Below are 20361 nucleotides of genomic sequence, written 5' to 3'. Positions count from 1 at the left end.
CTGCAGAGTGCTGTTAACGACGACCTTCAGCGATAGCGGTAACGGCTTGTAACTCAGCGGCTTCCTGCTCTTGCTGTTCCTGACGATCACGGACATCCAGAATCTGGTTAGTGATCAGGCCTTCCTCGATTTCGCGCAGGGCGATAACGGTGGATTTATCGTTCTCTTCCGGAACCAGCGGATCTTTGCCGCCTACCTGCATCTGACGTGCACGACGTGCAGCGACCAACACCAGGTCAAAACGGTTACCAATTTTCTCTACTGCGTCCTGAACGGTTACGCGTGCCATAGGTGTGCTACTCCACAGATGAAGAAATGACTGGGCATAATACTGAAAGTGAATTCAGACTGCCAATAGTTTGCTGATTAAAGCATCATGTCGCGATTTCTGGCGACTCATACGCAGACGTTCTGCGCGAATAATGGTTTTCAGATCAGACAGCGCCAGATCGAAATCATCATTCACAATTAAATAATCGTATTCGGCATAGTGGCTCATTTCCGCCACGGCCTGGGCCATACGACGGGCAATTACCTCTTCGCTATCCTGACCGCGACCACGCAGGCGGCGATCCAGCTCCTCGGTAGACGGCGGCAGCACAAAAATGCTGCGTGCGGCCGGCATCTTCTGGCGAATTTGCTGGGCGCCCTGCCAGTCGATATCGAGAAATACGTCAACACCGGTCGCCAGTACACGTTCAATGGCGGCGCGCGAGGTACCGTAATAGTTGCCAAACACTTCCGCATGCTCAAGGAAGGCATCCTCGGCAATCATGGCTTCAAATTCCGGTTTCGATACGAAAAAGTAATGTTCACCATGAGCTTCGCCGGGGCGCACGCCACGGGTGGTATGGGAAACAGACACTTGCGTATCGTACAACGGCTGTGTCTTTAACAGCGCCTGAATCAGGCTGGATTTACCTGCGCCGCTGGGGGCAGAAACAATATAGAGCGTGCCTTGAGCCATGGTTATCTTGAATTGAGTAAAGAGCGGAGTCGATTTCCTGCACAGTATACACGGCTTACGGGCCGCACGCAGCGTTTGCTGCCGCGCCAGCAGCATTTCTTTTTTTGTGAAGCCGCGCCAGCTGCATTGTTCAGCGCTGTAAACGCGTAAAAAACGCCGGAAGCCAGTTTCCATCATCCCGGTTTGCTGCTGGCAGTCAGTGGGATTGCGCTCTCCAATAGATAAAAAAGGAGAGCGAAGATGAAAGGATGCATTGCTTTAGTGTGCTGGTTATTCAGCGCAAGTCTGTCGGCTCAGGGGGTTTGCCCCAACTGGTCGCCCGCGCGCGCCGGACAGGAGATCACGCAATTACAAACCCAGCTACGCCAGTGGGATGATGCCTACTATCGGCAGGGACAAAACCTGATCAGTGATGCCGATTACGACACTCTGCAACAGCGGCTACAACAGTGGCAGCACTGCTTCACATCCTCCCAGCCGTCTTATGCGGCGCAACCCACTACCAACGGCAGCACGCATCATCCGGTGGCGCATACCGGCGTGCGCAAGTTGCGCGATAAGCGGGCCGTGGCGGAGTGGATGCAGGGTAAGGCGGCATTGTGGGTGCAGCCGAAGGTCGATGGCGTGGCCGTCACGCTGGTTTATCGTCAGGGGCAGCTGGTTTCCTTTATCAGCCGTGGAGATGGTTTGCGTGGTGAAGAGTGGCGGGAGAAGGCTGCACAGATCCCGGCTATTCCGCAGCAGATCGCCACCCCCCAGGCTGAGTTGGTGCTTCAGGGGGAGCTGTTCCTGCAAATGACCGATCATCAGCAGGCACGCGACGGAGGTAAAAATGCCAGGGCCCAGGTTGCGGGAGCGATGATGCGCCGCGACACCAGCCCGTTGCTGGCGCAGCTCGGCATCTTTATCTGGGCCTGGCCGGATGGCCCGGCATCAATGACGGAGCGTTTAACGCAATTATCGCGCTGGGGATTCGGTCTGACGGAGCAATGGAGCCAGCGCGTCAGTAATGCGGAAGAGGTGGCAGTCTGGCGTGACCGTTGGTTTCACGCGTCATCGCCGTTTGCCAGCGACGGAATCGTGATTCATCAGTCACCTGGCCGTGTCGGGCGTGACTGGCAGCCAGGCCAGGGCGACTGGTCAGTTGCGTGGAAGTTCCCACCCCCGGAGGTCAGCAGTGAAGTGAAGTCCGTGGATTTTAACGTTGGACGCACCGGGAAAATCGCGGTTGTGCTGAATCTGATCCCGGTACAGCTGGAAGATAAAACTGTGCGCCGGGTAAATATCGGGTCACTGCGCCGCTGGCGCGAGCTGGATGTGATTGCGGGCGATCAGGTGACGCTCACCCTCGCCGGGTTGGGCATCCCGCGTATTGAACGGGTGATCTGGCGCGTGGCGCAGCGCGACTATCCGCCAACGCCGGAAAGCAGCGGATTTAATGGTCTCAGTTGCCTGACATTCAGCGCACCGTGCCGGGCGCAGTTCCTCTCGCGCCTGAGCTGGCTGAGCGAGAAATCGGTGCTGGATATCAATGGCGTGCAACGTAGTACCTGGCAGCGCCTGCTCGATCATGGGGCCATCAGCCATCTGTTTTCCTGGCTGGACCTCACGGCGCAACAGATTTCTCAGGTCGAAGGCATTTCATCGGCGCGCGCGCAGCAAATCTGGCATCGCTTTAATTTAACGCGTCAGCAACCGCTGCGCCGCTGGGTGAGCGCCCTGGGTCTGCCCATACCCCGTGCGGCGCTTCAGGCAATGCCGGACAGCCAGTGGCAGCAGCTTCAGGCGCGAACGGCCGAAGAGTGGCAACAGTTACCGGGCATTGGCAGCACGCTGGCACAGCGTATTGTGGCGATGCTGCAGGATCCGCACCTGCAGCAGCTCATCACTTTTTTGCAGCAGCAGGATATTCCGCCTGGCGCATCAGTGATCGGGATGAGGATAATTGAAAATGGGCAGCCCGAGACGGAATCGCAGCGCCAGCAGGCGGGCGATAAACCCGAATAGCAGGGTAATGATCACCACCATTTCATTCGCCAGTGAGGTTTTCAGCAGCAGGATATAAATCCAGCCTGATGCGAACGCGATACCGGCATACAGTTCCTTCTGGAAAACCAGCGGAATGCGGTTGCAAAACATATCGCGTAACACGCCGCCGAACACGCCGGTGATCACCGCACTGATGGCGGCAATGATTGCTGCATGGCCGCCATCCAGCGCAACCTGAGCACCAATGATGGAGAACACCACCAGGCCCAGCGCATCCAGCACCAGAAAGGCTTTACGCAGATGGTTCATCAGCGGCGCTACTACGGTCGTCACCACTGCGGCGGCGGCCACAATCATGATGTATTCGGGATGTTTCACCCAGCCCAGCGGATAGTGGCCCAGCAGAATGTCGCGCACCGATCCGCCGCCAATGGCGGTGACGGAAGCAATAATAATCACGCCGAACAGGTCCATTTTACGCCTGCCTGCCGCCAGCGCGCCGGTCATGGCTTCGGCGGTGATACCAATAATGTAGAGAACGGTTAACAGCATAGAGCACTCCATATAATTGGCGGCAAGGCTAAAGATTTCCCCGAGTGTAGACCACTGAGTTTTTCTAAAACAGCGGAATCGGATTAGCTGATTTGATAATAATAGCGCTAATTGCCTTGTTTAGCGGGGATGGTCGGGTATCGACGCGTTATTCGCATTATAAAATATGATGCGAAAATGCTCATGGCGGCTTAATCAGATGGGGATACGTGCGGCTGAGACAGGAGGAAAGCGGCAGGAGGAGGAAAAGAAAAAAGCGTGCTGGTTACCAGCACGCGAACGCATCCTCTCAGATGCCCAGAGCCCACCATACAGACTTGTTTTTATTATCCGTTTCTTGCTCGCACATTGGCGAAACCTTTCAGGCTAAAACGGTATTCTGGCTGGAACCAGGAACGGCCGTAGTAGCAGTAGACCAGCATACGGATCGAGACCATTGCCAGGTAGCCCCAGATGGCGCACAGCACCGAGGGTGTCAGCCATACGGTGAATAGGGTCACGCCCAGTCCGACCAGCACTGACGAGGTTTCCGTAAAGGCAATGCGTGTAAATTGTTTTTCCCGCTGCAATATGGCGCGATAATGTTGTCCCTGCGGAATAATGATAAAAATTACCGATATCATTTCCAGCATGACCGCCATTTCCGGCTGATTCATCATTCGGCTATAAAGATCGCTGCCAATAAATAGCACCGCGAAAATAAATAAGCCAGATAACACATTGCCCCAATAAAGAAGCGAAAGTTCACTGACGGTTAAATTTTGATTCCTGATAACGGAATTTCCGAAGCCACGGTCAGCAAGTGTATCAATAATCAATAACATCACAATGGCAATCGCGAGTAAATCTAACTCATTTGCCTGTAATATTTGTGCCAGAAGTGAAAGTTGTAATACACCAATACCGACGATTTTAATGGATGACAGAATTGACCATTTGGCTCCGGCCAGATTTTTTTCTCGTATCGCCATACTCTGCTCGTTATGGTACATGTACCAGTGCAAATTAAGGGTCGCCCGGGCGATAAGGCCAGAGCACAGATTTCATCAATGCAGCGAATCCTGGCGCAACCCTGAAATGCCTTTCAGCGTTTGCCATGTAATGATGCATTTAATTAAATGATGTTCTGAATTTAAAGATATGCCCCTGGTGTTTAATTGTTTTTGTGTCATGGCGGTATCTCCTCCGGTCAGGAGGAAATCCGCCAGATCACAATAAAATCCTTTTTGATTGTTATATTTCCCGATCAGAATCCGTCTGGCCGTCTCAACAAATTCTTTTTCTGATAATAAAGGATAGGTTGAGCGTTCCATGTTATTACCCTGCTGTTGTTATTATTAAGTACTGCTGTGTGTAAGGGAGTTATACCGTGTTTTATTTAAATTAACACCATGAGAAAACTCCTATAAATGAGACTCAGGAATAAATGGTTTCAGACTTTGCATCAGAATATATAAGTCCATGGGTGTAGCATTTATTAGTCTTTTTCGACATTACCCAGGCCCGGAATTCCCACAGGGTAATCCGGATAAAAAAAACAGCGAGAAATCAGAGGCGCCCGGGGTGGTTAGCGTCTTCCCCACCAGGATTTTTCCTGGTGAGGAATCTTTAGCCAAACTGGTGATTAAGGGGGAAAACAGCCGCACAAAGAGCAAAACCGTTAAAGGCTTTTGTGTAAAAAAATTGTTTAATCGTGCCGATTACACCCAACGCAGCGTAGAGTAGATAATCACATATAATGCATTGATTCTAATGGGTTAATAAGTGGAGAAGGTTATCCAGATCACGTTTTACCCAGGCAACATCCTGGGCAAACTTCTCATCGGACATTAGCGGCTGGCGATAAACCACCATCACAACCTCGGCACCCTGTTCATTAGCGATCACCCGCATTGGCATGTAGATCTCCTTACCGATGCCGGTATCAATCCAGTGATCCATCACGCCAAACGGATTATGCGGGGTAAAACGAATCTTCACCGTGCCTTCTGGTCCTTTGGCTTTCCACACATTCCCTTCCTGCGTCAGCGTGCTGGTACTTAGCCCGCTCGCCCATTTAGCGAAACACTCGGGTTTCCAGATGGTTTCATATAAATCTAACCAGTTACGTGGAATGGTCAGAGTCACTGTCTGAGATGGCAACATGGGACCTCCTGTTGGGCGGACAAAGAGGCATTAAAGCACGCGGCAACCGGGCTGGATACGGCCCGGTGCCGGAAGTGTGGTGCAGAAGTGGTTTCCGGAAAAAGCGCAGCGGTAACAGGAACCCGCCACGTTCTTCACTGTTGAGTCGCTTAGCTGTGAGGCACAGCCTCGCCGTTTTGGAATCCGCCACCTAAATCTTCAATCAACACCACCGCCAGATTGATCTGCTGCGCTTTAAGCGCCGCCAGTTTCTGGTCGGATTCGATTAACTGATTTTGAATGGTCAGGACATCAAGATACGGACGCAGACCGGCGGTGTATTCGCGATGCAGGTCGTCCCAGGAACTGTGAATTAACTGGTTCGCACTCTCCTGCTGTGCCAGCTGGTTCTGAATGGACTGCAACTGCGTGATGGTATCGCTGACATTACCCAGCGAGCCGATCAGCAGTTTGTTGTACTGCGCTACGGCCAGATCCCAGTTGGCATCGCTCTCAGCCAGATCAGCACGACGTTTACCGGCATCAAAGATAGGCAGCGACAGGCTTGGACCTACATTAAAGAAGCGACTCGGTGCACCAAACAGCGCATCGCCGAGCAGCGAACGCGTACCGGCCTCCGCCACCAGGTTTATGTTGGGATAGAACTCGGTTTTGGTTGCGGCAATGTCTTTTGCTGCGGCTTCAACCCGCCAGCGGGCAGCGACCACATCCGGACGGCGACCCAGCAGGTCTGCGGGAATGCTACCCGGCAGCAGGGCTGCGGTGGGGACGTTCAGTTTTGCTGGCTTCAGGTTGTGCCAGTAGTCCGGTCCCTTGCCAATCAGCGTGGAAAGCTGAATGCCGGCATCGGTGACGTCCTGGCTCGCTTCAGTCAGCGTAGCTTCCGCGGTCTTTTGCTCTGACAGCGCTTGCTTATATTGGTAGTCGGAAGTCAGTCCGGCAGAGACATATTGCTGCTGGATTTTGGCGATACCGTCGGCGCGATCGGCATTCTGTTTTGCCAGGTCCGCGTTGGTCCATGCCAGGTTGAGGTTATTCCATGCGCGCGCGACGTTCGCGGCGAGGGTTAACTGACTCGCCTGGCGATCCAGTTCACTGGCGCGAGCCTGACCGAGTGCGGCTTCGGCGGCGTCTTTCTTACCACCCCATAAATCGAAGGTGTAGCTCAGACCAACGTTGGCGGTACGCAGCGTGCTGTAGGTTTTACCCTGCAACAAAGGATCGTCCACTTTTGCCACGCGTGAACGGGTAATGCCGGCGTTGAGGTCGATATCCGGATAGCGTTCGGCGTTGGCGGCAATGACCTGCGCGTTGGCTTTATCAGCCTGGGCATTGACGACCTGCAGATCCGGGCTGGCGGCCATCGCATCATTAATTAAGTGGTCAAGCTGAGGATCGCCAAAGCTCTGCCACCACTGCGTTTTCGGCCAGTTGGCTGCACTGAAGTGTGCATTTTTCAGCGTGTCCTGCGCCTGTAATGAATTGGCGTCAACCATATGGTTACTGGTGTGTAAGCCGTGATAGTTGGCACAACCTGCCAGCAGCGCGCTGGCAACAGCAATTGCGAGCATAGCTCGCCGATGTGAAGTGAAAAGCAGCGTCATAATTTTGGTCAGGAAGAGGAAATGGCGCCCATTACAAAAGGCTGTGCAAATTTTGACAAACCTGTTTTTCGTTAAGAATGGTTGTGAAATGTTTTCAGTGAGGAAAAACGGCAGGTTAGCAGCAGGCCGCAGCCTGCTGCATTCGGTCAGACGTAGAGTGAGGCTTCACCCGGCGGACGGGTTTTAAAGCGGCGATGCAGCCAGAGATATTGCTCCGGGGCGCGCAGGATTTCACGCTCGATCACTTTATTCATATAAGCCGCGGCGGCGGACTCGTCGTCATACGGATAGTTCTCCAGCTCTGGCTGGATGATCAGCTGGTAACCGTTTTTCAGTGGGTTACGAATCAGCACAATCGTCAGCATCGCCGGACGCGCCAGACGCGACAGCACAAAGGTGCCGTTGGTGGTTGCCGCTTTCTCTACCGCAAACAACGGCGCGAATACGCTGCCTTTCGGACCGTAGTCCTGATCCGGTGCGAACCATACCGCTTCGCCCTGCTTCAGCGCCTGGACCATGCCGCGCAGATCGCGACGGTCAATCATCGCTTTGTTGGAACGCATACGCCCGCGGGTCTGCGCCCATTCCATCGCCTGATTATTATGCGGGCGATACATCGCCATCATCGGCTGGCATAACCCGGTGATACGGCCACCCAGTTCAAGCGACATAAAATGCACGCCAATGACCATCACGCCGCGCTTATGGTTCTGTGCAGTTTGCAGGTTAGCCATACCGCTCACCTGGAACAGCTGACGTACCCGACGATCGGACCAGAACCACGCGATACCGGTTTCTGCCAGCGCCATGCCCAGCGAGGCAAAGTTGCCGGCAATCATGACTTCTTTCTCTTCTTCGCTGATGCCAGGGAAGCACAGTTCGATATTACGACGGGTAATGCGTTCGCGACGCTTCAGGAAATGACGTGAGGTCTTGCCTGCCGCAGCACCAAGACGGATAAGTACAGAGTAGGGAAGCTGCACCAGCAGCCACAATACACCCAGCCCAAACCAGGTGAACCAGTAGCGCGGGTGGAGGAGTTTAGAGCAGAATTGCCCGGTTTTTTTCATAGCGCCTTCATGTGATAGGTGAATGTATCGCACAAAGAAGCAGGTCCATGAGTTCCCAAGGCGGTACAGCAGTCTTAAATTCGACCAGCAGATTAGCAAATAGTGCCTTCAAAGAAACCTAAACTCTGCAATCTTCAGGATTGAGCGGATTCATTGAGCAGGCAATTATCGCGAAGAATTGTCGCTGGGGTGAACAGATAGGTCTTAATTTACATAGAATTACTGGTAAGACGAGTGTTTTTCATACCAACTGAAGCGGAGAAACGATGGCACAGAAAGACACTGGTGGGTACGACTCTTTACGCATTATTTACATTGCATGATGAAAAAAGATCGTCTACCAGGCAATAACCCTGCCGCAGAGTGATCACGACAGGGCGGGTTTGCGCATTTTACAATCAGTTAATTGATTTTACTCGATATTCTGAATCTGCTCGCGCATCTGTTCAATCAACACTTTCAGCTCAATGGCTGAGGCGGTGATATCGGCATTGATCGATTTAGACGCCAGGGTGTTCGACTCACGGTTGAACTCCTGCATCATAAAATCGAGGCGACGGCCCACGGCTTCCTTCTTTTTCAGGATGTTGTAGGTCTCTTTCACATGCGCCTCAAGGCGGTCCAGCTCTTCGGCGACATCAATACGCTGCGCCATCATCACCAGTTCCTGCTCCAGACGATTGTTTTCCAGCTGAACTTCGGCTTCTTCCAGCCGGGTCACCAGACGTTCGCGCTGCCACTTCAGCACTTCCGGCATCTGCGCGCGCACGTTGCTCACTTCACGGCTCACGCCTTCGAGACGCTGCTCAATCAGCGCTTTCAGCGCTGTGCCTTCGCTTTCGCGTGCGGCAATAAAGTCATCCAGCGCGCCATCCAGCGCGACCAGCAGTTCGGCATTGATGGCGTCAAGATCCTGCTCCTGGGCAGACATCACGCCCGGCCAGCGCAGGATATCCAGCGGGTTGATAGCGCCTTCGTCGCTCTGCAATTTCACCCAGTTAGCTGCCTGAACCAGCTGTTTCGCCAGCGATTCGTTCAGCATCAGTTCACCCTGGGAGCCGGGATCGGCATCAAAACGCAGGTTGCACTCGATTTTGCCGCGCGTCAGGCGGTTGCGAATACGCTCGCGGATTACCGGTTCCAGACTGCGGAACTGCTCCGGCAGGCGGATGTAGGTTTCCAGGTAGCGCTGGTTAACGGAACGTAGCTCCCAGGCGGCGCTGCCCCAGTGGCCTTTGGCTTCGCGGCGGGCGTAAGCGGTCATACTGCGGATCATAAGCGATACTCGTGTGAAGAAAATTTAGTGAATTATAGCGATGTACGCTATGGCATGACAGGTAAAAGCCTGAAATACAGACAGCTAAGCGCTGGCCTTTTCAAACCAGACACCTATGATAGCGACGGGCATTCAGTTCAGGGAAATCTGTATGGCAACAAAATTTATCGCGACGTTTGCACTGGCATTGCTGCTGGCAGGCTGCCAGACACACTCCACTGCACCCACACCTTCTGCGGCTGCGACCAGACCGACGCCGGTGTGTGCCGGGGGAGAAATGATGATGCAAACCACGTTGTGGTTTGGCATGAGTCAGCCGCAGGGCGGCACGGTGAGCGAGCAGGAGTGGCAGCAGTTTGTCGACAGCGACGTGACGCCGCGCTTCAAAGAGGGTCTCTCGGTATACAACGCGAAAGGGCAGTGGCTGGGTGAGAACGGCAAGCTGGCGCGCGAAAACAGCAAAGCGCTGATGCTGATTCATACGCCGGATAGCGCCAGCTCAGAAAACATCAACGCGTTGCGTGATATCTATAAAAAACGCTTCAATCAGGAATCCGTGATGCGGGTTGATGGCCTGGTGTGCGTCGGTTTCTGATAACCAGGCGGCGTATCGGCCGCCTGATTTCCTCAGATAAACAGCCCGGCAAACGCCGCCGAAAGCAAACTCACCAGCGTTGAGCCATACACCAGCTTCCAGCCAAAGCGCGATACCACGTTCCCCTGTTTTTCGTTCAGACCTTTGATAGCACCGGCAACGATGCCAATTGAGGCGAAATTGGCGAACGACACCAGGAACACCGACAGAATGCCGAGACCGCGCGGCGTCATCTCTGCGGCCACTTTCTTCAGTTCGATCATCGCCACAAACTCATTGGCTACCAGCTTGGTCGCCATAATGCTGGCGGCCTGCAATGCGTCAGCCGACGGAATGCCAATCAGCCAGGCAAACGGATAGAACACATAGCCGAGCAGCTGCTGGAAGCTGTAGCCAAACACGGCCGCAAACAGCGCATTTACCGCCGCGATCAGCGCGATAAAACCAATCAGCATCGCCAGAATGATCATCGCCACTTTAAAACCGGCGAGGATATATTCACCCAGCATCTCAAAGAAGCTCTGATCTTCGTGCAGTTTATCCAGCGCGATATGTTCTTCATCCTGCGCGCGGGTTGGGTTGATGATCGACAGGATAATAAAGGTGCTGAACATGTTAAGCAGTAGCGCCGCGACCACGTATTTTGCATCAATCATCGACATATAAGCGCCGACAATCGAGAGCGACACGGTGGACATCGCCGTCGCGGCCATGGTGTACAGACGCGGTGCAGAGATATCGCCGAGAATGCCTTTATAGGCGATGAAGTTTTCCGACTGGCCGAGAATCAGTGTGCTGACGGCGTTGAACGACTCCAGCTTACCCATGCCGTTGACCTTCGACAGCAGGGTGCCGACCAGGCGGATCAGCAAGGGCAGAATGCGCCAGTGTTGCAGAATGCCGATCAGCGCGGAGATAAACACAATTGGGCACAGCACGCCGAGGAAGATAAACGCCAGCCCCTGTTTGCTCATGCCGCCGAACACAAAATCGCTGCCTTGTGCCGCGAAAGTCAGCAGGGTTTCGAAGAAGCCGCCGACCGCGCTCACCACCGCCAGACCGCTGGCTGAGTGCAGGAAAAACCAGCCGAGCGCCGCTTCCACCAGCAGCAACTGAATAATAAAACGTGGGCGAATCTGTTTGCGGTCATGACTGACCAAAAGCGCGAGGGCAAAGATCACCACCAGCGCCAGCAGGAAATGGAGTATCGCTGTCATCATTTATCTTTTTTAAGTGGGAAAGCGCGCATTTAGCCACAGCATGGACGGAATTTCATCCACGATTGTGCCGCCGCAGGGCAGGACAGCCGCAGTGGAAGTCCGTATAATGCGCAGCCAAACCTAAGCAAGCCGGAGAGAAACCATGCGTCCAGCAGGCCGACACGCCGCTCAAGTGCGTCCCGTCACCCTCACTCGTCACTACACCAAACATGCCGAAGGCTCAGTTCTTGTTGAGTTTGGTGAAACCAAAGTGCTGTGCACTGCCACCGTTGACGAAGGTGTGCCACGTTTCCTCAAAGGTCAGGGTCAGGGCTGGGTAACCGCCGAATACGGCATGTTGCCGCGTTCTACCCACAGCCGTATGGCGCGCGAAGCGGCCAAAGGCAAGCAGGGCGGCCGCACGCTGGAGATTCAGCGTCTGATCGCCCGTTCACTGCGCGCTGCGGTAGATTTGCAGGCGCTGGGTGAATACACCATCACGCTGGATTGCGACGTGATTCAGGCGGATGGCGGCACCCGTACCGCGTCAATCACCGGTGCCTGCGTGGCATTGGCGGATGCGCTGAATAAGCTGGTGGCCGATGGCAAACTGAAAGCCAGCCCGCTGAAAGGCATGGTGGCGGCGATTTCCGTCGGCATCGTCGCTGGCGAAGCGCGTTGCGATCTCGAATACGTAGAAGATTCCGCTGCCGAAACGGATATGAACGTAGTGATGCTGGAAGATGGCCGCATGATTGAAGTGCAGGGCACTGCGGAAGGCGAGCCGTTCAGCCATGAGGAGTTGCTGGAACTGCTGGCGCTGGCGCGCGGCGGTATCGAGCAGTTGATTCAGGTACAGAAAGCAGCATTAGCAGATTGATGTAACAGGCGACCAGAGAGTCGCCTTTTCTTTATTTGAGGAGTGAGAAATGAAAGCCTGGCAGCGTCAGTTTATTGAGTTCGCCCTGAACAAAGGGGTGCTGAAGTTTGGTGAGTTCACCCTGAAATCGGGGCGCAAAAGCCCTTATTTCTTCAATGCCGGTCTGTTTAACACCGGACGCGATCTGGCGTTGTTAGGTCGTTTTTACGCTCAGGCGCTGGTGGATGGCGGCGTGGATTTCGATCTGCTGTTTGGCCCGGCCTATAAAGGCATTCCGATTGCCACCACGACGGCCGTGGCGCTGGCCGATCATCATGATCGTGATGTGCCGTATTGCTTCAACCGCAAAGAAGCCAAAGACCATGGCGAAGGCGGTCTGCTGGTTGGCAGTCCGTTGCAGGGCAAAGTGATGCTGGTGGATGACGTGATCACCGCCGGTACGGCGATTCGCGAATCGATGGACATCATTAGCGCCCATAACGCCACCCTGGCCGGTGTGCTGATCTCGCTTGACCGCCAGGAGCGTGGCCGCAGCGATATCTCTGCCATTCAGGAAGTAGAGCGCGATTATCAATGCAAAGTCACCGCGATTATTACCCTGGCTGAGCTGATTGATTACCTGGAAGAGAAGCCTGAGATGGCGGACCATCTGGCAAAAGTGCGCGCGTATCGTAAAGAGTACGGTATCTGATGCAGAAGGCGGGCTGCAACAGCCCGCCATCATTATCTGTAACGACGCGATAAGTCGCGCCGCTACGGTCCGGAAAGGGTTTACACCAGCTGCGCAGCCAGCAGCGGCCAGCGGGTATCGAAATCCGCAGTGGGACGGTAACGGAACTCGGAGCGGACATAGCGCGACAGCAATCCTTCGCAGAGTGCCAGCAGCTGGCTGGCGAGCAGGGTTTCATCGGTCTGAAAGCCCTCACCATCACGCATTTTCTTCTCTTTCATCACCTGGCGCAGCTGCACTTCAATGCGTTCAAACAGCTGATTGATGCGCCCCTGCAAACGATCCTGTTCAAACATCAGCGCGTGGCCGGTCAGAATACGCGTCAGCCCCGGATTACGCTCACCAAATCCCAGGATGAGCTGCACGATTAATCGCAGACGTGCTTCCGTCTCTTTTTCATCTTTCAGGATTAGATTGATGCGCGTAATCAGGCTGTCTTCAATAAATTCGATCAGGCTGTCAAACATGCGCGTTTTGCTGGGGAAGTGGCGATACAGCGCCGCTTCGGAAACACCCACATTGGCCGCCAGTTTCGCGGTGGTGATACGCTGGCTGCCATCACTCGACTCCAGCATTTGCGCCAGAGCCTGCAAAATTTCTTCGCGACGGTTCCGTTTCGCGACCTTTTTTTCTGCCATGACCTTCAAGTCCCCTGAAATTCACCAAAAACAGGCAACACTCACGCTTCTGCCCTGTGTTCAGCGCGCACAGGGCGGAAAAGAAGAAAGGGCAGAGGCGTAAGCGAAAAGCGCGTGTTACTGACGGCCAGAGTGACCGAAGCCGCCCGCGCCACGCACGCTGGCGTCAAAATCTTCCACCAGGTTAAATTCGGCCTGTACCACTGGCACAAACACCAGCTGGGCCAGACGGTCACCCGGATGCAGCGTGAAACTCTCCTGACCACGGTTCCAGACAGAAACCATCAGCTGGCCCTGATAATCCGAGTCGATCAGACCCACCAGGTTACCCAGCACGATGCCGTGCTTATGGCCGAGGCCGGAACGCGGCAGAATCACCGCCGCAAGGCTGGGATCGCCAATGTGAATCGCCAGGCCGGTCGGCACCAGCACGGTGCTGCCTGGGGTGATGTCCAGTGCGTCATCCAGACAGGCGCGTAAATCCAGCCCGGCTGAACCCGAGGTTGCGTAAGTTGGCAGCGGGAAATCAGTTCCCACGCGCGCATCAAGAATCTTAACGTCGATTTTTTTCATCATAACGGCTGACAATCTCGTCTAATAATTGTTGGCCAAGGAGCGTCTTATCATTGAGCGGTAAGACTTTCTCTCCTTCCTGCCAAAAAAGGTGAAGAGCATTGGTGTCGCTATTGAACCCCTGGCCTGCTTTCGCCACATCATTGGCACAAATCAGGTCGAGATTTTTCCGTACCCGTTTTTGCCGCGCGTATTCTTCCACATTACGGGTTTCGGCGGCAAACCCGACCACATAAGGCCGGCCTTCTTTGAGTGCAGCCACACCGGCTACGATGTCGGGGTTCTTCACCAGTTGCAGTGTGACGTTATCATCGCCACCCTGTTTTTTGATTTTCTCCGCGGCAATGGTTGCCGCCCGGTAGTCTGCCACGGCTGCGCTGGCAATGAAAATATGTTGTTGGCTGATTTGCGCCATTACAGCGGCTTCCATCTCCTGCGCGCTGGTGACATCAACCCGTTGCACCCACGCGGGCGTGGGCAGTGTCACCGGACCCGCCACCAGCGTCACTTTCGCCCCCCGTTTCGCGGCGGCGGCGGCAATCGCAAACCCCATTTTGCCGGAGCTATGGTTGGAGATGTAGCGTACCGGGTCGAGCGCCTCACGGGTTGGACCGGCGGTGATCATAATGTTGAGATGTTGCAGATCGTTGACGGGCGAGGCCCATTCCAGCGCATGGGCCACAATTGCCAGCGGGTCCAGCATCCGGCCCGGCCCGATATCGCCACACGCCTGGCTGCCGCTGTCCGGTCCCCAAATCAGCAGGCCGCGATCGTGCAGACGTTGCAGGTTCTCCTGCGTCACGGCGGCGCGATACATCTGCTGGTTCATGGCGGGCACCACGGCAATCGGCGCTGCGGTGGCGAGGCAGGTGGTGGTGACCAGATCGTTGGCCATACCGGCGGTGACGCGCGCAATCAGGTCGGCCGTGGCGGGGGCCAGCACAATCAGGTCGGCCCATTTCGCCAGCTCGATATGGCCCATGGCCGCCTCGGCCGCCGGGTCGAGCAGATCGTCGAACACCGGATATCCCGACACCGCCTGCAGGCTGAGCGGCGTGATAAAGGCTTTGGCCGCGTCAGTCATCATTACGCGCACATCGGCACCGCGATCGCGCAGCCGCCGTACCAGTTCCGGTGCTTTATAGGCAGCAATGCCGCCACTCACGCCCAGCAGAATTTTTTTTCCGGCTAATCCAGTCATGTTATCGCCTCAACTCAACACAGTTTGCCGCGTCAGGGCGCGGCAGATGAGGCAACTTTACCACAAAATCCATCCGTCCCCTTTTCACTGCCTGCGGCCTTTGCGAGGCGGCTCTGAAAACCGCCTTAACCGGCTGGCTTTCCTCACGTCTCGCGCTCAGGATAGCCGCAACGCAGGGAGGAGGACGCGATGATGGAACTGGCACCACGGGAGAAGCTGGTGTTGAAAGGCGCTGAAGCGCTGAACGACGAGGAACTGCTGGCGATTTTTCTGCGCACCGGCTCCTGCGGCATCAGCGTGATGCGGCTGGCGCGGCAGATGCTGAATGAATTTGGCTCGTTGTATCGCATCATGAGCGCCAGCCCGGAAGAGTTAACGACCATCAAAGGCATTGGCCTCGCTAAAATGACGCAATTACAGGCGATTGCTGAACTTGGCCGACGTTTTTTTGCCAGCCAGCTGGCGCGTGAGAACGTGATGGAGAATCCGCAGGTGACGCGCCACTATCTGCAAAGCGTGCTGGCGCATCAGGAGCGGGAGATCTTTATGGCGCTGTTCCTCGATAATCAGCATCGCGTCTTACAGGCGCAGAAAATGTTTTCCGGTTCGATTAGCAGCGTTGAAGTTCATCCGCGAGAAATTGTGCGCGAAGCGCTAAAACTCAATGCCGCTGCGGTGATCCTGGCGCATAATCACCCCTCCGGTATTGCCGAGCCAAGTCGCGCCGACCGCGAAATTACTGACCGTGTCGCCAAAGCCTGCACGCTGCTGAATATCCGTTTGCTTGATCATCTGGTGATCGGTCACGGCGAGTTTACCTCCTTTGCCGAGCGCGGATGGCTGTAATTTTGACCGTTAATTCGGCGGAAACGGTGGCTTTTTACCCGATCCATAGGGATCTTTATTTGTTCGGGACTTGAGCACCAGCGCTGACCGGCGTATACTACGCCACCTTTGAGAATCTCGGGTTTGGCGTTTGGGCCAGCTTAGCGGGTTCACATGGAACTCGCCTGGGCGGGCTAAGGCCTGACGAGGCGGCCAAAACCTAGTTTTTAAAGCTCGAGCTGATTTGATTTTTGGAGAATAGACATGTCACGAGTCTGCCAGGTAACTGGAAAGCGTCCGGTGACCGGTAACAACCGTTCCCACGCAATGAACGCGACGAAACGCCGTTTCCTGCCGAACCTGCACTCACACCGTTTCTGGGTTGAGAGCGAAAAGCGCTTCGTTACTCTGCGTGTATCTGCTAAAGGTATGCGTGTTATTGATAAGAAGGGCATCGATACGGTTCTGGCCGAAATCCGCGCCCGTGGTGAGAAGTACTAAGGAACTGAATCATGGCTAAAGGTATTCGTGAGAAGATCAAGCTGGTTTCCTCTGCTGGTACAGGTCACTTCTATACCACCACGAAGAACAAACGTACTAAACCTGAGAAACTGGAACTGAAAAAGTTCGATCCGGTTGTACGTCAGCACGTGATCTACAAAGAAGCCAAAATTAAGTAATTTTGGTGTTCTGCGAAAAACCCGGCTTCGGCCGGGTTTTTTGTTTCTGCGGTTCGTTGAGGAGATGAGATGCCTGAATTACCCGAGGTAGAAACCAGCCGACGCGGCATTGAACCCCACATGGTGGGCGAAACCATTCTGCACGCCATTGTGCGCAATTCCCGTCTGCGCTGGCCGGTCTCCAGTGAAATCCACGCATTAAGCGATCAGCCGGTGCTAAGCGTTCAGCGTCGCGCTAAATATCTGCTGCTGGAGCTGCCCACTGGCTGGATTATCATTCATCTCGGCATGTCCGGCAGCCTGCGCATGTTGCCCGGCGAACTGCCTGCGGCAAAGCATGACCACGTCGATCTGGTGATGAGCAACGGCAAAGTGCTGCGCTACACCGATCCACGCCGCTTTGGTGCCTGGCTGTGGTGCTCCGATTTAGCTGGCAGCAGCGTGCTGGCGCATCTCGGCCCGGAGCCGCTCAGCGACGATTTTTCCGGTGACTACCTGTTTGAAAAATCACGCGGCAAACGCACGGTGATCAAACAGTGGCTGATGGATAACAAGGTGGTGGTGGGCGTCGGTAACATTTACGCCAGCGAATCCCTGTTTACCGCCGGGATCCTCCCCGATCGTCCCGCTATGAGCCTGAGTAAAGAAGAAGCGATGCTGCTGGCCAACACCATCAAAGCGGTGTTGCTGCGCTCGATTGAGCAGGGTGGCACTACGCTGCGTGATTTTCTGCAAACCGACGGCAAGCCGGGTTACTTTGCGCAGGAATTACAGGTGTATGGTCGGGCGGGGGAGCCATGCCGTGCCTGCGGCACGCCAATCGTCAGTGGCAAGCATGGACAGCGCAGCACCTTCTGGTGTCCGCGCTGCCAGCATTAAGGCTGCGCCAGCTTGCTCAGCAACGCCTGATGCACCACGGCGGGCAGGAAAGCCTGCACATCGCCCTGGTGGCGGGCGACTTCTTTCACCAGCGAAGAAGAGACAAACGAGAAACCCTCGGACGGCATCAGAAATACGCTTTCGAGGGTAGGCAGCAGATGGCGATTCATCTGCGCCAGCTGTAGCTCATACTCAAAATCCGACACCGCTCGCAGGCCGCGCACCAGCACATTGGCCTGCTGCGCTTTGGCGAAGTTCGCCATCAGATCGCTAAAACCCACGACCTCAACATTGCTCAGATGCGCCGTGACCTGGCGCGCCATATCAACACGCTCATCAAGGCTGAACAGCGGCTTCTTGCTCGGACTGGCGGCAATCGCCACCACGATGCGATCAAACATCTGCGCAGCGCGTGTCACGATATCCAGATGACCGAGGGTAAAGGGATCAAAGGTGCCGGGGTAAATCGCTTTGGTGCTCATACGCGGCCTTGTGTTGAGGTGTGATGCAGCGCCCAGAGCGCCGAGTATTTGTTGAAGGTGTACTGTGCATTGACCACGGCCAGAATCCAGCCCTGCTTCCCATCGAGAAAACCCGCCCGCAGCAGCAGCGTTTTCAGAAACGCGCCCAGGGTGTGGCTGAAGATGGAGAACAGGCCGCAGCGTTTGCCGCGCTGAAAGCGCTCCTGCGCCCAGGCTTCGGCATAGTTCAGCTGCTTGCGCTGAAACGCGACCAAATCACGACAGGTGAGATGCTGTAAATCGCCCGGCAACGCCACCACGGGCGCGCCCTGGGTCTCCAGCGACTCGTGTACCAGATTGTCGTTATAGTTGAGGTGTCGCGGATAAAGGCGCATGACGCGGTCTGGATACCAGCCGCTGTGACGCATAAAACGGCCAAGAAACAGGTTGCTGCGGCTGAGGCTGTATACGGTTTGGGCCGGAGGCTGCGCCAGTACCTGCTCAATGGCGCTGCGTAGCGGCGCGGTGACGCGCTCATCTGCATCGATCATCAGAATCATATCGCCGGAGGCTTTGGCCTGCGCGCGCTGGCGCTGTTTACCAAAGCCCGCCCAGGGTTCGGCCTGATAGACGTGGGCGCCATGCTGACGCGCCACCTCGGCTGTCGCGTCGTCACTGCCGGAATCCAGCACCACAATCTCGTCCGCCCAACTGACGGAGGCCAGCGCTTCCGGCAGCAGGTCAGCTTCGTTTTTAGCGATCATCACCACGGAGAGGCGTTGGCGTTGCGACATTAGTGTGCTCGCGGCGGTAAATGGGGTTCGAGTAACTGTAGCAGACGCTGTAATGCGCCCTGATTTTGGTGCAGCACCTCAACCGCGTGGCGGCCGTAGTAGCGGCGGTAATCATCATCCTGCAACAGGTTGGCGACTTCTTTTTCCAGCGAGACCACATCGGTGACGGTAATCAGACCCTCAGCCTGTTGCAGTCGGGCGCAGATATCTTTGAAGTTCCAGATATGCGGCCCCATCAGCACCGGGATAGCGTGCGCGGCAGGTTCGAGCGGATTATGGCCGCCACGTTCAACCAGGCTGCCACCGACAAATGCCAGGTCGGCAATGCCGTACAGCATCATCAGCTCGCCCATGGTATCGCCAATCACCACCTGCGTGGCACTGGAAGGAATTTCGCCGCTGCTGCGCAGCGTAAAGCTGAAACCGCGTTTCTGCGTCAGGTCACAGGCATCTTTGAAACGTTCCGGGTGACGGGGCACCAGAATCAGCAGCAGATCAGGGAATTGCGCCAGCAGGCGGCGGTGCGCATCCAGCACAATCGCTTCTTCACCATCGTGGGTACTGGTGGCGATCCACACCGGACGGCGCGGCGCCCACTGGCGACGCAGCGTGACCGCTTTTGCCGCCAGTTCCGGGGTGACGGAAATATCAAACTTCAGGCTGCCGGTCACCGCCAGATGCGAACGCTTCAGGCCGAGGCTGAGAAAACGGTCGCCATCTTCCTGGTTCTGCGCGGCGATCAGCGTGATACGTTGCAGCAGATCGCGCATAAAGCCGCCCAGCTTCTTATAGCCTTTGGCGGAGCGCTCGGACAGGCGGGCGTTGGCAATCACCAGCGGAATCTGGCGCTGGTGCAGGATACGGATAATGTTCGGCCACAGCTCGGTTTCCATGATGATCACCAGCCTGGGATTGACGGTATCAAGGAAGCGATTGATGGCGCCTGGCAGGTCGTATGGCAGATAGACGTGGTGCACGTCTTTACCGAACGCCGATTGCGCCCGTTCCGAGCCGGTCGGCGTCATGGTGGTCACGGTGATCGGCAGCGTCGGGTAGCGATGGCGCAACGCACGTACCAGCGGCACGGCGGCAAGGGTTTCCCCCACCGACACCGAATGCAGCACAATGCCGTTCGGCTCCACTTTCCCGCTGCAATAGCCATAGCGTTCCGCCCAGCGCTTACGATAGGCCGGGGCTTTTCGACCGCGCAGCCACAGGCGCAGCCAGATGAGAGGCTGGATCAGGTAGAGCAGGGCTGTGTATAGAATCGTCATAGTTATCGTTACGACAGGTTCGCGTCAAA

24 protein-coding genes are annotated in these 20361 nt (G+C 55.5%); 8 read left to right on the top strand and 16 right to left on the bottom strand.

Features of this window, described 5'->3' with window-relative positions; translation table 11 throughout:
• Window positions 1–13: 13 nt before the first annotated feature.
• Both rpoZ and gmk read right to left on the bottom strand, forming a co-directional pair.
• The gene (rpoZ, locus tag AC6I8V_RS19915; RefSeq protein ID WP_016191359.1) at window positions 14–289 is read right to left on the bottom strand and encodes a DNA-directed RNA polymerase subunit omega; all 276 of its coding nucleotides are present in this window, start codon (window positions 287–289) and stop codon (window positions 14–16) included.
• 54 nt (window positions 290–343) lie between these two features.
• Window positions 344–967: a guanylate kinase gene (gene gmk / locus AC6I8V_RS19910; protein WP_208716943.1), complete on the bottom strand. Its 624-nt coding sequence runs from the start codon at window positions 965–967 to the stop codon at window positions 344–346.
• A 240-nt stretch (window positions 968–1207) separates the two neighbouring features.
• Here gmk and ligB point away from each other — a divergent pair, with 240 nt between their 5' ends.
• Window positions 1208–2974 carry an NAD-dependent DNA ligase LigB gene (gene ligB, locus AC6I8V_RS19905; protein ID WP_497843884.1) on the top strand — a complete coding sequence of 589 codons (1767 nt, stop codon included), beginning with the start codon at window positions 1208–1210 and terminating at the stop codon, window positions 2972–2974.
• On the opposite strand, the gene AC6I8V_RS19900 is transcribed toward ligB, so the two are convergent.
• The 7 genes from AC6I8V_RS19900 to AC6I8V_RS19870 all read right to left on the bottom strand — a co-directional run bounded on the left by AC6I8V_RS19900 (window position 2891) and on the right by AC6I8V_RS19870 (window position 9603).
• Window positions 2891–3508: a trimeric intracellular cation channel family protein gene (locus AC6I8V_RS19900; protein ID WP_497843883.1), complete on the bottom strand. Its 618-nt coding sequence runs from the start codon at window positions 3506–3508 to the stop codon at window positions 2891–2893. The genes ligB and AC6I8V_RS19900 overlap by 84 nt on opposite strands.
• 326 nt (window positions 3509–3834) lie before the next feature.
• Window positions 3835–4479, bottom strand: a complete 645-nt coding sequence (locus AC6I8V_RS19895; RefSeq protein ID WP_497843882.1) for an oligosaccharide flippase family protein — start codon at window positions 4477–4479, stop codon at window positions 3835–3837.
• Window positions 4480–4554: 75 nt separating this feature from the next.
• Window positions 4555–4821, bottom strand: coding sequence for a hypothetical protein (locus tag AC6I8V_RS19890; protein WP_497843881.1), 267 nt, complete (start codon window positions 4819–4821; stop codon window positions 4555–4557).
• Window positions 4822–5257: 436 nt separating this feature from the next.
• Window positions 5258–5653 carry a polyketide cyclase gene (locus AC6I8V_RS19885; RefSeq protein WP_497843880.1) on the bottom strand — a complete coding sequence of 132 codons (396 nt, stop codon included), beginning with the start codon at window positions 5651–5653 and terminating at the stop codon, window positions 5258–5260.
• Between the two features lie 149 nt (window positions 5654–5802).
• Entirely contained in the window at window positions 5803–7224 is a 1422-nt protein-coding gene (locus AC6I8V_RS19880; RefSeq protein ID WP_497843879.1) for an efflux transporter outer membrane subunit, read from the bottom strand.
• A 179-nt stretch (window positions 7225–7403) separates the two neighbouring features.
• Window positions 7404–8327, bottom strand: coding sequence for a kdo(2)-lipid IV(A) palmitoleoyltransferase (gene lpxP, locus AC6I8V_RS19875; RefSeq protein ID WP_497843878.1), 924 nt, complete (start codon window positions 8325–8327; stop codon window positions 7404–7406).
• Window positions 8328–8739: 412 nt separating this feature from the next.
• Window positions 8740–9603 carry a YicC/YloC family endoribonuclease gene (locus AC6I8V_RS19870; protein ID WP_497843877.1) on the bottom strand — a complete coding sequence of 288 codons (864 nt, stop codon included), beginning with the start codon at window positions 9601–9603 and terminating at the stop codon, window positions 8740–8742.
• 151 nt (window positions 9604–9754) lie between these two features.
• Between AC6I8V_RS19870 and AC6I8V_RS19865 the strand changes: the two genes are divergently transcribed.
• Window positions 9755–10198 carry a DUF3574 domain-containing protein gene (locus tag AC6I8V_RS19865; RefSeq protein ID WP_497843876.1) on the top strand — a complete coding sequence of 148 codons (444 nt, stop codon included), beginning with the start codon at window positions 9755–9757 and terminating at the stop codon, window positions 10196–10198.
• 32 nt (window positions 10199–10230) lie between these two features.
• Here the strand turns inward: AC6I8V_RS19865 and AC6I8V_RS19860 are convergent, their stop codons facing one another.
• On the bottom strand, window positions 10231–11415 hold the full coding sequence (locus AC6I8V_RS19860) for a NupC/NupG family nucleoside CNT transporter (RefSeq protein WP_497845891.1): 1185 nt from the start codon (window positions 11413–11415) through the stop codon (window positions 10231–10233).
• Between the two features lie 145 nt (window positions 11416–11560).
• Between AC6I8V_RS19860 and rph the strand changes: the two genes are divergently transcribed.
• Window positions 11561–12277 (top strand): ribonuclease PH, encoded by a 717-nt coding sequence (gene rph / locus AC6I8V_RS19855; protein WP_497843875.1) that lies wholly within the window; start codon window positions 11561–11563, stop codon window positions 12275–12277.
• 49 nt (window positions 12278–12326) lie between these two features.
• Window positions 12327–12968, top strand: a complete 642-nt coding sequence (gene pyrE / locus AC6I8V_RS19850) for an orotate phosphoribosyltransferase (protein WP_497843874.1) — start codon at window positions 12327–12329, stop codon at window positions 12966–12968.
• An 80-nt stretch (window positions 12969–13048) separates the two neighbouring features.
• Here the strand turns inward: pyrE and slmA are convergent, their stop codons facing one another.
• The 3 genes from slmA to coaBC form a co-directional block, all read right to left on the bottom strand.
• On the bottom strand, window positions 13049–13645 hold the full coding sequence (slmA, locus tag AC6I8V_RS19845; protein WP_497843873.1) for a nucleoid occlusion factor SlmA: 597 nt from the start codon (window positions 13643–13645) through the stop codon (window positions 13049–13051).
• 117 nt (window positions 13646–13762) lie between these two features.
• Window positions 13763–14221 (bottom strand): dUTP diphosphatase, encoded by a 459-nt coding sequence (gene dut, locus AC6I8V_RS19840; RefSeq protein ID WP_497843872.1) that lies wholly within the window; start codon window positions 14219–14221, stop codon window positions 13763–13765.
• Complete coding sequence (gene coaBC / locus AC6I8V_RS19835) at window positions 14199–15419, bottom strand: bifunctional phosphopantothenoylcysteine decarboxylase/phosphopantothenate--cysteine ligase CoaBC (protein ID WP_497843871.1); 1221 nt, start codon at window positions 15417–15419, stop codon at window positions 14199–14201. Before coaBC ends, dut begins: the two co-directional genes overlap by 23 nt.
• Window positions 15420–15608: 189 nt before the next feature.
• On the opposite strand from coaBC, the gene radC reads away from it, so the two are divergent.
• From radC to mutM, 4 genes are all read left to right on the top strand, one after another.
• On the top strand, window positions 15609–16265 hold the full coding sequence (gene radC / locus AC6I8V_RS19830) for a RadC family protein (RefSeq protein ID WP_497843870.1): 657 nt from the start codon (window positions 15609–15611) through the stop codon (window positions 16263–16265).
• A gap of 243 nt (window positions 16266–16508) precedes the next feature.
• Window positions 16509–16745: a 50S ribosomal protein L28 gene (gene rpmB / locus AC6I8V_RS19825; protein ID WP_010616494.1), complete on the top strand. Its 237-nt coding sequence runs from the start codon at window positions 16509–16511 to the stop codon at window positions 16743–16745.
• 11 nt (window positions 16746–16756) lie between these two features.
• Window positions 16757–16924, top strand: a complete 168-nt coding sequence (gene rpmG / locus AC6I8V_RS19820) for a 50S ribosomal protein L33 (protein ID WP_001051798.1) — start codon at window positions 16757–16759, stop codon at window positions 16922–16924.
• A gap of 69 nt (window positions 16925–16993) precedes the next feature.
• Entirely contained in the window at window positions 16994–17803 is an 810-nt protein-coding gene (gene mutM, locus AC6I8V_RS19815; RefSeq protein ID WP_497843869.1) for a bifunctional DNA-formamidopyrimidine glycosylase/DNA-(apurinic or apyrimidinic site) lyase, read from the top strand.
• On the opposite strand, the gene coaD is transcribed toward mutM, so the two are convergent.
• The 3 genes from coaD to waaA are packed head-to-tail and all read right to left on the bottom strand — an operon-like array spanning window position 17800 to window position 20332.
• Entirely contained in the window at window positions 17800–18285 is a 486-nt protein-coding gene (gene coaD, locus AC6I8V_RS19810) for a pantetheine-phosphate adenylyltransferase (RefSeq protein WP_497843868.1), read from the bottom strand. The genes mutM and coaD overlap by 4 nt on opposite strands.
• A complete protein-coding gene (locus AC6I8V_RS19805) occupies window positions 18282–19058 on the bottom strand; it encodes a glycosyltransferase family 2 protein (protein ID WP_497843867.1) in 777 nt (258 codons plus the stop codon). The genes coaD and AC6I8V_RS19805 overlap by 4 nt, the downstream gene beginning before the upstream one ends.
• Window positions 19058–20332 carry a lipid IV(A) 3-deoxy-D-manno-octulosonic acid transferase gene (gene waaA / locus AC6I8V_RS19800; RefSeq protein WP_497843866.1) on the bottom strand — a complete coding sequence of 425 codons (1275 nt, stop codon included), beginning with the start codon at window positions 20330–20332 and terminating at the stop codon, window positions 19058–19060. Before waaA ends, AC6I8V_RS19805 begins: the two co-directional genes overlap by 1 nt.
• Window positions 20333–20361: the final 29 nt, after the last annotated feature.

The sequence above is a fragment of the Pantoea sp. X-Soil-TKNS-1207 genome (genome assembly GCF_059730485.1).
Note: the sequence above shows the minus strand (reverse complement) of the source record. Positions and strands in the feature narration are given on the sequence as shown.

Coding starts and splice junctions, on each gene's coding strand:
- rpoZ (WP_016191359.1), bottom strand. CDS start 289: ATGGCACGCGTAACCGTTCAGGACGCAGTAGAGAAAATTGGTAACCGT.
- gmk (WP_208716943.1), bottom strand. CDS start 967: ATGGCTCAAGGCACGCTCTATATTGTTTCTGCCCCCAGCGGCGCAGGT.
- ligB (WP_497843884.1), top strand. CDS start 1,208: ATGAAAGGATGCATTGCTTTAGTGTGCTGGTTATTCAGCGCAAGTCTG.
- AC6I8V_RS19900 (WP_497843883.1), bottom strand. CDS start 3,508: ATGCTGTTAACCGTTCTCTACATTATTGGTATCACCGCCGAAGCCATG.
- AC6I8V_RS19895 (WP_497843882.1), bottom strand. CDS start 4,479: ATGGCGATACGAGAAAAAAATCTGGCCGGAGCCAAATGGTCAATTCTG.
- AC6I8V_RS19890 (WP_497843881.1), bottom strand. CDS start 4,821: ATGGAACGCTCAACCTATCCTTTATTATCAGAAAAAGAATTTGTTGAG.
- AC6I8V_RS19885 (WP_497843880.1), bottom strand. CDS start 5,653: ATGTTGCCATCTCAGACAGTGACTCTGACCATTCCACGTAACTGGTTA.
- AC6I8V_RS19880 (WP_497843879.1), bottom strand. CDS start 7,224: ATGCTCGCAATTGCTGTTGCCAGCGCGCTGCTGGCAGGTTGTGCCAAC.
- lpxP (WP_497843878.1), bottom strand. CDS start 8,327: ATGAAAAAAACCGGGCAATTCTGCTCTAAACTCCTCCACCCGCGCTAC.
- AC6I8V_RS19870 (WP_497843877.1), bottom strand. CDS start 9,603: ATGATCCGCAGTATGACCGCTTACGCCCGCCGCGAAGCCAAAGGCCAC.
- AC6I8V_RS19865 (WP_497843876.1), top strand. CDS start 9,755: ATGGCAACAAAATTTATCGCGACGTTTGCACTGGCATTGCTGCTGGCA.
- AC6I8V_RS19860 (WP_497845891.1), bottom strand. CDS start 11,415: ATGACAGCGATACTCCATTTCCTGCTGGCGCTGGTGGTGATCTTTGCC.
- rph (WP_497843875.1), top strand. CDS start 11,561: ATGCGTCCAGCAGGCCGACACGCCGCTCAAGTGCGTCCCGTCACCCTC.
- pyrE (WP_497843874.1), top strand. CDS start 12,327: ATGAAAGCCTGGCAGCGTCAGTTTATTGAGTTCGCCCTGAACAAAGGG.
- slmA (WP_497843873.1), bottom strand. CDS start 13,645: ATGGCAGAAAAAAAGGTCGCGAAACGGAACCGTCGCGAAGAAATTTTG.
- dut (WP_497843872.1), bottom strand. CDS start 14,221: ATGATGAAAAAAATCGACGTTAAGATTCTTGATGCGCGCGTGGGAACT.
- coaBC (WP_497843871.1), bottom strand. CDS start 15,419: ATGACTGGATTAGCCGGAAAAAAAATTCTGCTGGGCGTGAGTGGCGGC.
- radC (WP_497843870.1), top strand. CDS start 15,609: ATGATGGAACTGGCACCACGGGAGAAGCTGGTGTTGAAAGGCGCTGAA.
- rpmB (WP_010616494.1), top strand. CDS start 16,509: ATGTCACGAGTCTGCCAGGTAACTGGAAAGCGTCCGGTGACCGGTAAC.
- rpmG (WP_001051798.1), top strand. CDS start 16,757: ATGGCTAAAGGTATTCGTGAGAAGATCAAGCTGGTTTCCTCTGCTGGT.
- mutM (WP_497843869.1), top strand. CDS start 16,994: ATGCCTGAATTACCCGAGGTAGAAACCAGCCGACGCGGCATTGAACCC.
- coaD (WP_497843868.1), bottom strand. CDS start 18,285: ATGAGCACCAAAGCGATTTACCCCGGCACCTTTGATCCCTTTACCCTC.
- AC6I8V_RS19805 (WP_497843867.1), bottom strand. CDS start 19,058: ATGTCGCAACGCCAACGCCTCTCCGTGGTGATGATCGCTAAAAACGAA.
- waaA (WP_497843866.1), bottom strand. CDS start 20,332: ATGACGATTCTATACACAGCCCTGCTCTACCTGATCCAGCCTCTCATC.